This window comes from bacterium (assembly GCA_035528375.1).
GTDB lineage: Bacteria > RBG-13-66-14 > RBG-13-66-14 > RBG-13-66-14 > RBG-13-66-14 > RBG-13-66-14.
In genome coordinates this window covers 1-10113 of record DATKYS010000004.1, presented here as the reverse complement: position 1 = coordinate 10113, position 10113 = coordinate 1, and the positions used below count along the sequence as shown (strand labels likewise).

Sequence of the window (10113 nt, the reverse complement as noted above, 5' to 3'; positions counted from 1 at the left end):
CCTAGACCCCGATGAAGGTGGTCTTCAACGCGCCCCAGCTCGTGCCGACGGTGAAACCGGCCCCGGCCAGAGCGGCGACGGCCAGCACCGCCAGAATCACGAGAACCAGGATGAGCCGCCTCTGCATAACGCCTCCTCGGTACTCACACACTTAATTATTAGCACGAAAAGCGGTTCCGGTCAAGGCGGACCGCGTTAATAAAACGACGACCCGCGTCGAAAGGTTCCCTAGAAGCGGCGTCGCTTCTTGGCCGCCACCTTCACCGTCTTCACGCAGTAGGTCAGCGGCGTGAGCCGACCCTGCCGCTTTTTGTTCAGCGACTCGGTCACCCCCTCGAGCACCGCCCCCAGCGGAATGCCCGCTTTGTACCACCGCATTATCTGTGCCACGTCCCGGGGCGAAAGCGACAACGGAAAGCCGAACCGCTCGGTCAGCAGGCTGTTCACCGCGCTCAGGTAGATGTCTTCGGGGGGGAGTGAATTTATCATCGGGCGTACCGGCCGCTTTTTCCCGAAAAAGATAGCAGGCTCCGGCTTGTTTGTATAGGGGGTGTCGTGCTAACGTTGGGCGGATGTTTGGGGGATCGAGCGATGACCCGAAGACGCCTGGCCCGCGAGTCCGCGCTGCAGATGCTGTACCAGGCCGAGCTGGGCGGCGCCGACGGCGTGAGGGAGAGCTACTGGAGCACCCGCTTCCCCCACCCCGAGGTGGTGGAGTTCGCCGACCGCCTGGTGGAGCGTTACTTCGCGGACCCTGAGCGGATTGACGGCCTCGTCCGCGAAAATCTGGAGAATTACCGGCTCGAGCGCCTGGGGCACATCGAGCGTGCGCTGTTGCGCGTAGCGCTCGCCGAGATGCTCGAGGGGGAAACCCCGGCGCGGGTGGTCATAGACGAGGCGGTGGAAATCGGCCGGGACTACGCGGGCGAGGAGGCCGTGGCCATCGTCAACGCCGTCCTGGACCGGGCGGCCCGAAAGCTGGGGTTGTTATGAAGGTTCTCTTTATCATTCTGGCGACGGCGCTCGCCGCCGCGGCCTTCGACGCCGAAGCGGCCTTCGGGTCCCTGGAGGAGCAGGTCGCCTTCGGCCCTCGCATGCCCGGCTCGGCGGGGCACGAGGCCTGCCGGTGGTGGCTCATCGGGGAACTGGGCCGGCATTGCGACCAGCTCACCCTGGACGCCTTCGATTACGTCTCCCCAGACGGGTCGTACGCCTTCCGGGTGACCAACATCATCGGTGTGATCAACCCGGAGGCGCCGCGGCGCGTCATGCTGGGCGCGCACTGGGACACGCGGATATTCGCCGACGAGGACCCGAACCCCGCCCGGCGGACCGAGCCCGTACCCGGGGCCAACGACGGCGCCTCGGGCGTGGCGGTGCTCCTCGAGCTGGCGCGCTCTTTCGCGGAGGACACGCCCGACGTGGGGATAATCTTCGTCCTCTTCGACGGCGAGGATTCTGGGCGCATCGGGGGGATGGACTTCTGCACCGGCTCGGACCATCTGGCGCGCCAGGGCTCCCTCTCCTACTCCGCCGGCATCGTGGTGGACATGATCGGCGACAGCGACCTCGCGGTCTTTCACGAGGGCAACTCGGTCCTCGACGCCCCCGACCTCACCCGGAGCGTCTGGGACACCGCTAAGAGGCTGGGCGTCGAGGCGTTCCAGCCCGGTTACGACGCCACCCTCAACGACGACCACAAACCTTTCCTGGTCCGCGGGCTGCCCACGATTCTTTTGATTGACTTCGACTACGACGTCTGGCACACGACGTCCGACACGCCGGAGCACTGCTCGGCCGCGAGTTTAGGCGCCGTGGGCCGTGTCGTCGAGGCCTTCATCCGCGCCGGAGAATTTTAGCCGATTACAACATCGCCGGGGCGGCCGGTCCGCCGAGCCGACCCGACACCCCGACCGCAAAGGAGAGCCCATGCCCGAGATAAAGATCGTACAGCTCGAACCCATGCGGGTCGCCTACTTCCGCTCGTCGAAGGGCTACGCGCCCGAGGGTATACAGAGCGCCTTCGGCCGCCTGGGCGAGTTTATGGGCAAAAACCCGCCCGGCGAGAAAACGCTGGTCCTGGGGCTGTCCTGGGACGACCCGCAGACGGTTCCAACGGAAAAGAGCCGCTACGACGCAGCCTACACCTTGACCGGCGAGCCCCCGGCGGGCGTGGACGGCGTACACGAGCTGGCCGGGGGGGCCTTCGTCCAGTACCACCACGTCGGGCCGTACGACGAGCTGGGCGGGGCCTTCGAGGAGGCCCACCGGCAGCTCCGCGAGCTGGGCGGGTACCGGAAGCGCAAGACGGCCTGCCTGGAGATTTACCGGAACGACCCGGACAAGACTCCGCCCGCCGAGCTGGTGACCGACATCTACCTGCCGGTGGAGAAGGCGTAACAGGGGCCGCACGCATTTTACGGTGTAGGGGCGACCGGTAGGACGAGTCCTCCACGGTCGCCCGCGTCTCGTCAATAAAAACGGCGGCCCGCGGCCTCCCTCTCCCTCCGGGAGAGGGATTGAGGGTGAGGGCCAGGGTTGGGAACGTGAACGCGGCGGGGATGGGATTCCCCGCCCTACGTTTAGGCACACGGCAATGGATGGCCCAACGGGCGGGTGTGGACACCCGCCCCTACGTCATCGCAAGGTTAAAGCGACCCCCTCTCCCTTTCAGGGAGAGGGTTGGGGTGAGGGTAAGGGTTGGAATAGTAGATACCGCGGCGGCCCGCAGGGGATTCATCCCACGGGGCCGCCCAACATCATCGCAGCGGGCGGGTGTGGACACCCGCCCCTACGTCATCGCAAACCCAGAACCGACCGCCCGCCGGTCAGAAGGCCGCCTTTATCTGACCCCAGGTAGCCTCGGTGACATCCCAATTACCCTCAAGGGACCAGATTTCCTCGGCCATGCGGGACAGCCCCAGGTCCGACTCGTCGGCCCGGACACTCCAGAACCATTGACTATCGTAACCATCGCCGAAGAAATAGTCGAACCAGGTGTTCGTGCCACAGTCGTACTCCTCGGCGTCGGAGAGGTCGGGCGCACGTCCGAGGAGGAAGGTGTAGGTGACATTCCCGTGGCCGGAATACTCGGGCGCCTCCCAGGTGAAGTGGACGGTCTCTTCATACATGAAGTCGTACCCATCCTCCGGCGTGAGGAGGTGGAACGCGCCGAGTTGGTCGTCCACCAAGTGCGTGTCCGCGAAACGGATGGCGAACTCGGCCTCGAGGTTGGTGTTGTAGGAGTACGCCGCGGCCTCGGTGCCGCCCCAGTTCTCCAGCCCCACCGTGGCGCTGTGCCCCAGGTTGATGCCCGAGGCCAGCACCGTCTGGTAGTGGAACTCGACGGTGTTGTTGATCCCCTCCACGGGCCGCTCGTAGATCTGTATCTGGAACCGGAAGGGCCCCACGGAGAGGTAGCGGTGCCAGGGGTCGTAGCTCAGGACCCAGACGTCGAGATCGCCGGAGGTGTCCAGGTAGCTGTAGAGGTGGTCCCCGGTGATGCCGCGCAGGTCGTCCCAGGCGACGGCGGCCAAGGCGTTGGGGGCGGTCGTGGACGGGATGTCCTGGTTGGCGGCGGGGATGCCGGCGTTCCGGAAGGAGAGGGCGCCGTTGCACCCCACGTAGACGGTGGAGCCGGCGGAGTAGTCGCGGTTGCAGAAGCGGATGAAGAAGGGGGTGGTCACGGTGAAGCTGGCCTCGTCGCCGGTGCCGAGGTCGGTGCCGCCGCCGGCGTCAATCCAGTCGTACATGGGCGCCCAATCGTCCGTCTCGTTGGAGTCCCAGAAGTAGTACCCGGCGCCCGAGCCCGCCACGAGAGGGCCGAAATCCGGACTCACCGCCCGGAGCGCGACAGCCGCGGCCGTCCCGCCGGCCTCGATGGCGTAACCCCACGCGGCCGTCAGCGCGACCAACAAGAGCAGAATCGTCTTGCGCATGGCTCCTCCCCAGGTCGAAAGGCATAAAAGCGCCAATCTAACTCTAATGATAATATATCACCCGGAGCGGCTGCTGTCAACCTTACCGGAGGGGTCGTCTAACCATAACACACGGATTATCAATAAGTAAAGGGCGACGGATTCTTCCGCCGCCCGACTGACCGGGGACCGCCAGTCCTTTTCCTAAAATTCGGTCTTTATCGTCCCCCAGCTCGATTCGACGATCTCCGACGCGGAGACGTCCAGGGCGTAGACCTCCTCACTCCAGCGGGTGAGGCCGAGGTCCGTCTCCCGGGCCAGGACCTTCCACCAGTAGGGACCGGCCTCGTCGGTGTCGAAGACGTGGTCCATCCCCTCATCGGCGCCGATGTCGAAGACCACGACCTCGCCGAAATCCGGGTCGCGGGCCAGGTAGAGCGCGTACAGCAGCTGGCCGTGCCCACCGTATTCCGGGTCTTCCCAGGTGAAGTGCACGGTCTCGCCCGGTCCGACGACTGATGAGTCCTCGGGGGTCAGGAGGCTGAAGACGCCAAGTTGGTCGTCCACGTAGTACTGGTCCACGAAACGGACGGCGAACTCGTCGGGAATGGCGGGCTGGTCGAAGGAGTAGCGCGCCGCCTCGAGACCCGAGGCGCCCTCGAGGCCCACCGTGGCCGAGGCCCCGTGGTCCCGCCACGAATCGCCGTCCAGGTCCCGGTAGCGGAACTCGAGGGTGTTGTTGACGCCGGTCGTGTCGGTCTCGAAGAAGACCACCTGGAATTCGATGGGGTCTACCAAGGTGCCGTTGAAGTACCAGGGTGAGTAGGTGACGTACCATTGTCTATCGGGGGCCGTCCCGTCCAGGTCCAGGTAGATCCTTCCGTCCGTCGAGCCGTGGAGGTTGTCCCACAGGGGGGCGATGACGCCGTTCGGCTGAGCGGGATCGGGAATGCGCTGGTTGATCGGCCCCGCCAGGCCGTTATCCGAGAAGCCCAGCACACCGTTGGAGCCGACGTAGAGGGTCGAGCCGGCGGTATGGAGCACGCCGCAGTAGCGGACGTCGAAGGGGGTGAGGGCGGACCAGCAGACGTCGTCACCGCACCACCCCTGGGAGACGAAGGGCTTGAACCACTCGTACTCCGGCGCCCACTCGCCCGATTCCATGGAGTCCCAGAAGTAGTAGCCCGCGTCGGCGCCGCCGCGGGGCGGGACGACCGAGATTCCGGCCGACAGGAAGGGGGCTCCGGACGCAACGCCGACGAGCGCCACGATTAACAGCAGGGACTGGGTGAACCGCATTTTTCCTCCTCGATTACATTCCGATTCGGCCCAAATGGCCGTAAATTGTGACCGCCCAGGTTCACAGCGAAATCCGTGCCAAGCCCCGTCGGGCGTCGTTTGACCGTCCTCCACAGCAATGCGGTGCGGGTCCGCCCACGGGCCGGGGTGAGGGCGCCATAATCCCCCTCTCCCCTCTGGGAAGAGGGTAGGGTGAGGGGTAAATGCCTCGTAGGGGCCGACCGACGGCGCGCCGTTTAGGTCGGCCCGCGGTTTCCCTCTCCCAGTGGGAGCGGCGTGCCGACGGGATTAAGGGTGAGGGCCGCCTTAAAAAAAACGGGCGGGTGTGGACACCCGCCCCTACGTCCATACGGCGAATTTCACCCGTAGGGACGACCGGTAGGACGAGTCCTCCACGGTCGCCCGCATGTCCCCTCCTCCCTCTGGGGGGAAGCGCGCTTACGTGTCGGGGTGAGGGTCGGGGTTGGGAATGTGAAAGCGGCGACCAGCTGTTTCCCTCTCCCAGTGGGAGTGGCGCGCCGACGGGATTAAGGGTGAGGGCTGCCTTAAAAAAAACGGGCGGGTGTGGACACCCGCCCCTACGTCCATACGGCGAATTTCACCCGTAGGGGCGACCGGTAGGACGAGTCCTCCACGGTCGCCCGCTGTTTCCCTCTCCCAGTGGGAGCGGCGCGCCGACGGGATTAAGGGTGAGGGCCGCCTTAAAAAAAAAGGGGACCGGGCCCCCCACAAGGACCGATAAAAGGGGCGGGGTCCAGAACCCCGCCCGTAAAGGGAAGACGCCGTTAACTCAGCGTACTATCCCCGCGGTATCCCGCCCGCGAGGGGAGGATGACTAGAAATCGGCCTTGATCCGGCCCCAGGTCGTATCCTCGACCGAGCTGGGGACGGTGAAATCGAAGACGTCGTTGCACCACACGCTGTTGCCGATGTCGGTCTCCTCCGCGTAAACCTTCCACCAGTAGTGCCCCGTGTCGTCGTCGCCGAAGATGTAGTCGAACCAGGGATTGGTGCCGCGATTGAAGACCAGGGGGTCGTTGAAGCCCTCGTTGTCGGCCAGGTAGAGGGTGTAATTGACGGCGCCGTGGCCGAACTCGTAGTCGGGCTCCTCCCAGGTGAAGTGGACCGTATCGCCGGGCTTGTATTCGGACCCGTCCACGGGGGTGAGGAGGTTGAACTCGCCGAGCTGGTCATCCACCCAGTGCATGTCCACGAAGAGGATGGCGATCTGGTTGGGGATTATATCCTGGTTGTAGGAGTACTGGACGGCGTCGGTGCCGCCCGAGTTCTCCAGGCCCACGGTGGCGGAGAAGCCGTTGTCCCGCCAGGAGTCGCCGATCACGTCCTTGTAGCGGAACTCGATGGAGTTGTTCACGGTGGTCAGCGGCGCCTCGTAGATGAGGACCTGGAACTCGATGGGATCCGCGCCGGCCTCGTAGAAGTACCAGGGCGAGTAGGTGATGCACCATTTGCGGGTCGGGGCGGACCCGGCCAACTCCACCCAGATGTCACCGTCGGAGTAGCCGGACAGGTTGTCCCAGAACGGTGCGAGGATGTTGTTGGGCGCCGCAGTGTTGGGGAGGTTCTGGTTGATGGGGTCGTCCATGCCGCTGCTCGAAAAGCCCATGATACCGTTGGAGCCAATGTAGAAGTTGGACCCCGTGGAACGGTCGGAGCCACAGAACCTGATGGCGAAGGGGGTGGACACGGTCCAGTATGTGTCGTCCCCGTGCCAGCCCTGGGGGTTGTGCGGCGTGCGCCAGTTGTACGTGGGCGCCCACTCGTCGCTCTCGTGCGAGTCCCAGAAGTAGTACCCCGCACCGTCTCCCGCGAGAGGCGGCACGTATCCGGGCCAGAGGGTCACCGCCGGTGAGGTTGAAGGAGATTCCTCTTGGACGCTAACCGTAGCGGCCGCGAAGACCGAAACGGAGACCAGGAGGATATATATCAGAACCTTGTGCATCTTTCCTCCTTATTCCCGAGAAAAAGGAAAACCACGCGAGGGGCAATCTAACACCGTATTTGGGTCTTGTCAAGAAAAACAAACGCGAAATCTTATAACGAGGGGCGTTTTCCAGAGCGCCCCTCCGTAATCGGTGGCGGAAGAACTACTCGAAGTCGGCCTTGATCTGGCCCCAGGTGGATACGGTGACATCCACGCCGCTGATGATGAGCTGGTTCGTCTCCTCGGACCACTTATCGAGGCCGATGACCGACTCGGTGGCCAACACCTTCCACCAATACGTGCCGGTGTCGTCGGAGCCGAAGACGTAGCGATAGTTGGTGTCGGTCCCGACGTCGAAGATGGCGGGGTCGCTGAAATCCGGGCTGTCGTCCAGGTACAGCTCGTAGGTGACGGTGCCGTGGCCGGTGTACTCCGAAGCCTGCCACTGGAAATCCACCCACTCGCCGACCACGGCGGTGTAGCCGTCCTCGGGGGCGATCAGGTGGAAATCGCCGAGCTGGCTGTCCACGAACTGGCTGTCCACGAAGCGGACGGCCAGCTGGCCGGTGATGAACGGCGTGTTGTAGGAGTACTTGGCCGCTATGACGCCGGAGTTGTTCTCCAGGCCCACCGTCGCGGAGAACCCGTTGTCGCGCCAGGAGTCACCGATGACGTCCTTGTAGCGGAACTCGATGGTGTTGTTGATCCCGGACACGTCGGTCTCGCGGATGAGAACCTGGAACTCGATGGGGTCCGACGGGGCCAGGTCGTAGTACCAGGGCGAGTAGGTGACGAATAGCGCGCGGTTGGGCGCGGTGCCGATAAGGTCCACCGAGATGTCGCCGTACGTGTAACCGGTCAGGTTGTCCCAGAACACGGCCATGATGGCGTTCGGCGAAGCCGAGACCGGGATGTTCTGGTTGATCGGCTCATCCATCTTCTGGGACATGAACCCGACGATGCCGTTGGAGCCGACGTAGAGGTTCGTCCCCGCGTTGTGGCGGATGCCGCAGAAGGTCACGGTGAAGGGCAGCGACGTGGTCCAGAACACGTCGTCGCCGTGCCACCCCATGTGGTTGACCGGGCTGCGCCACCCGTAGGTGGGCGCCCAGGTGTCGGTCTCGGCGGAATCCCAGAAGTAGTACCCCGCCCCGCCGCCCTGAGCCGGGGGGGATAACCCGAAGGGAAGCGCACCTGTACCGACGGCCGGGGGGAGGGAACTTTCCGCCTGCAATGCCACCGCGCCACCCGCGAAGGCGACCGCCGACAGAAGAACAAGCAAGAACAAGTACTTCCTCATGACTACTCCTTCGGTTAGCAAGTGAAAGTCGGGCGATCTTTCCTCACCAATACGACGATAATCTAGTCTCAAATATCCTAACTGTCAAGGTTACACCCCGACGAGCGAATCTAAATACACGTCCCGAACATATAACAATTAAATCAGGCGCAATCCCACGTCACAAAGCAAACCGCGGCCGATTTCCAATCAGAGCCGTCTATTCGGAGATGCGCGTAACTCTATGGACAATGCCGACTTCATGCAAAGCAAACATAGTATAACACAATCGCTGCTTTTTACCAAAAAATTTCTCGAAAATCGCGTCAAATTGGTCTCCCCCGACCGACCACATTCACCTAATTCATTGCCACTGCACGCTCTTCCTGGCACCGCGTCCGATTCAAAATGGTACACCAGAACGAACTACCCTATGAACCGATACCGCAACGAGGTGAATCAACAAACCTATACTATACCACATATAGTATATATATTATTCGGACATACAATCCCTTGCCAAAACCCCCCCGGACGGGTACAATTCACCGGCGCGAAACGAAAAAAAACGCCAGCGAAGGAGCCGAAGTGGCAGAGACGATGAAGGCCGTCCGCAAGCTCGAGCCGGGTCCCGGCGCCGAACTGGTCGAAGTGGACGTCCCGGCCCCCGCCGAGGACGAGGTCCTGGTGAAGGTCGCCGCAACGAGCATCTGCGGCACCGACCAGCACATCTACCAGTGGAACGAGTGGGCCGCCCGTCGCATAAAAAATCTCCCCCAGACCCTGGGCCACGAGCTCGCCGGCGAGGTGGTCGAGATAGGCTCCCGGGTCACGACCGTCCGGGTCGGCGACTACGTCTCCGCCGAAACCCACATCCCCTGCGGCCACTGCTGGGCCTGCAAAACGGACAAGCAGCACATCTGCCTGAACCTGAAAATCCTCGGGGTGGACCGCGACGGCTGCTTCGCCGAGTACATCACCGTGCCCGAGGTGGTCGTGTGGCAGAACGACCGGGCCATCCCGGCGGACCAGGCCGCCGCCCAGGAACCGCTGGGCAACGCCCTGGACACCGTCCTGGCCGAGGACGTGGCGGGCAAGACGGTGCTGGTGACGGGTTGCGGTCCGCTGGGTGTGCTGACCGTCCTCGTGGCGCGCGCATCCGGGGCCACCACCATCTTCGCCACCGACGTGTCGCAATACCGGCTCGACCTGGCGAAAAAGGCCGGGGCGGACCACGTTTTCAACGCCGCCGAGGCCGATCCGGTTCCGAAAATCCGCGAGCTGACCGACGGGGTCGGCGTCGAGGTGCTCCTCGAGCTCTCCGGCGCGCCGACCGCCCTGGCACAGGGGCTCAAAGCCCTGGCCTTCGGGGGGCGGGTCTCACTGTTGGGCCTGTTCGACTCCGACGTGAAGGTGGACCTGAACGACGGGGTGATATTCAAGAACGCCCGCATCTACGGCATCGTCGGCCGCCGCATGTACACCACCTGGTACAAGGCCAGGCAGTTCCTCGCCTCGGGGACGCTGGACATCTCCCCCGCCATCACCCACACCTTCCCCCTTGAGGAGTACGCCAGGGGCTTCGCGCTCATGGCCTCGGGCGAGAGCGGCAAGATAGTCCTGCACCCGTAGGGAGCCGGGTGAGGCCTGAAGCGGTCTCCCTCTCCCTGTGG

Annotated in this window: 10 protein-coding genes; 4 read left to right on the top strand and 6 right to left on the bottom strand. The window is 63.8% G+C overall.

Annotated elements, in window-relative coordinates; all coding sequences use genetic code 11:
- Position 1: 1 nt before the first annotated feature.
- Together VM054_00265 and VM054_00260 are read right to left on the bottom strand one after the other, a co-directional pair.
- On the bottom strand, positions 2 to 127 hold the full coding sequence (locus VM054_00265) for a hypothetical protein (protein ID HUT97490.1): 126 nt from the start codon (positions 125 to 127) through the stop codon (positions 2 to 4).
- Between the two features lie 101 nt (positions 128 to 228).
- Positions 229 to 489: a hypothetical protein gene (locus tag VM054_00260; GenBank protein ID HUT97489.1), complete on the bottom strand. Its 261-nt coding sequence runs from the start codon at positions 487 to 489 to the stop codon at positions 229 to 231.
- A 102-nt stretch (positions 490 to 591) separates the two neighbouring features.
- On the opposite strand from VM054_00260, the gene nusB reads away from it, so the two are divergent.
- The 3 genes from nusB (at position 592) to VM054_00245 (ending at position 2400) form a co-directional block, all read left to right on the top strand.
- Complete coding sequence (nusB, locus tag VM054_00255; protein ID HUT97488.1) at positions 592 to 993, top strand: transcription antitermination factor NusB; 402 nt, start codon at positions 592 to 594, stop codon at positions 991 to 993.
- Positions 990 to 1859, top strand: coding sequence for a M28 family peptidase (locus tag VM054_00250; GenBank protein ID HUT97487.1), 870 nt, complete (start codon positions 990 to 992; stop codon positions 1857 to 1859). Before nusB ends, VM054_00250 begins: the two co-directional genes overlap by 4 nt.
- 70 nt (positions 1860 to 1929) lie before the next feature.
- On the top strand, positions 1930 to 2400 hold the full coding sequence (locus VM054_00245) for a GyrI-like domain-containing protein (GenBank protein HUT97486.1): 471 nt from the start codon (positions 1930 to 1932) through the stop codon (positions 2398 to 2400).
- A 428-nt stretch (positions 2401 to 2828) separates the two neighbouring features.
- Here VM054_00245 and VM054_00240 read toward each other — a convergent pair whose 3' ends face one another.
- From VM054_00240 to VM054_00225, 4 genes are all read right to left on the bottom strand, one after another.
- Positions 2829 to 3938, bottom strand: coding sequence for a hypothetical protein (locus tag VM054_00240; GenBank protein HUT97485.1), 1110 nt, complete (start codon positions 3936 to 3938; stop codon positions 2829 to 2831).
- Positions 3939 to 4121: 183 nt separating this feature from the next.
- The gene (locus VM054_00235) at positions 4122 to 5216 is read right to left on the bottom strand and encodes a hypothetical protein (protein ID HUT97484.1); all 1095 of its coding nucleotides are present in this window, start codon (positions 5214 to 5216) and stop codon (positions 4122 to 4124) included.
- Between the two features lie 835 nt (positions 5217 to 6051).
- On the bottom strand, positions 6052 to 7179 hold the full coding sequence (locus VM054_00230; protein ID HUT97483.1) for a hypothetical protein: 1128 nt from the start codon (positions 7177 to 7179) through the stop codon (positions 6052 to 6054).
- Between the two features lie 145 nt (positions 7180 to 7324).
- On the bottom strand, positions 7325 to 8461 hold the full coding sequence (locus VM054_00225; protein HUT97482.1) for a hypothetical protein: 1137 nt from the start codon (positions 8459 to 8461) through the stop codon (positions 7325 to 7327).
- A 567-nt stretch (positions 8462 to 9028) separates the two neighbouring features.
- Between VM054_00225 and tdh the strand changes: the two genes are divergently transcribed.
- Positions 9029 to 10072 (top strand): L-threonine 3-dehydrogenase, encoded by a 1044-nt coding sequence (tdh, locus tag VM054_00220; protein HUT97481.1) that lies wholly within the window; start codon positions 9029 to 9031, stop codon positions 10070 to 10072.
- The last annotated feature ends 41 nt before the right edge of the window (positions 10073 to 10113 follow it).

Excerpts from the sequence above, each read along its gene's own strand:
- VM054_00265 (HUT97490.1), bottom strand. The coding sequence starts at position 127 with ATGCAGAGGCGGCTCATCCTGGTTCTCGTGATTCTGGCGGTGCTGGCC.
- VM054_00260 (HUT97489.1), bottom strand. The coding sequence starts at position 489 with ATGATAAATTCACTCCCCCCCGAAGACATCTACCTGAGCGCGGTGAAC.
- nusB (HUT97488.1), top strand. The coding sequence starts at position 592 with ATGACCCGAAGACGCCTGGCCCGCGAGTCCGCGCTGCAGATGCTGTAC.
- VM054_00250 (HUT97487.1), top strand. The coding sequence starts at position 990 with ATGAAGGTTCTCTTTATCATTCTGGCGACGGCGCTCGCCGCCGCGGCC.
- VM054_00245 (HUT97486.1), top strand. The coding sequence starts at position 1,930 with ATGCCCGAGATAAAGATCGTACAGCTCGAACCCATGCGGGTCGCCTAC.
- VM054_00240 (HUT97485.1), bottom strand. The coding sequence starts at position 3,938 with ATGCGCAAGACGATTCTGCTCTTGTTGGTCGCGCTGACGGCCGCGTGG.
- VM054_00235 (HUT97484.1), bottom strand. The coding sequence starts at position 5,216 with ATGCGGTTCACCCAGTCCCTGCTGTTAATCGTGGCGCTCGTCGGCGTT.
- VM054_00230 (HUT97483.1), bottom strand. The coding sequence starts at position 7,179 with ATGCACAAGGTTCTGATATATATCCTCCTGGTCTCCGTTTCGGTCTTC.
- VM054_00225 (HUT97482.1), bottom strand. The coding sequence starts at position 8,461 with ATGAGGAAGTACTTGTTCTTGCTTGTTCTTCTGTCGGCGGTCGCCTTC.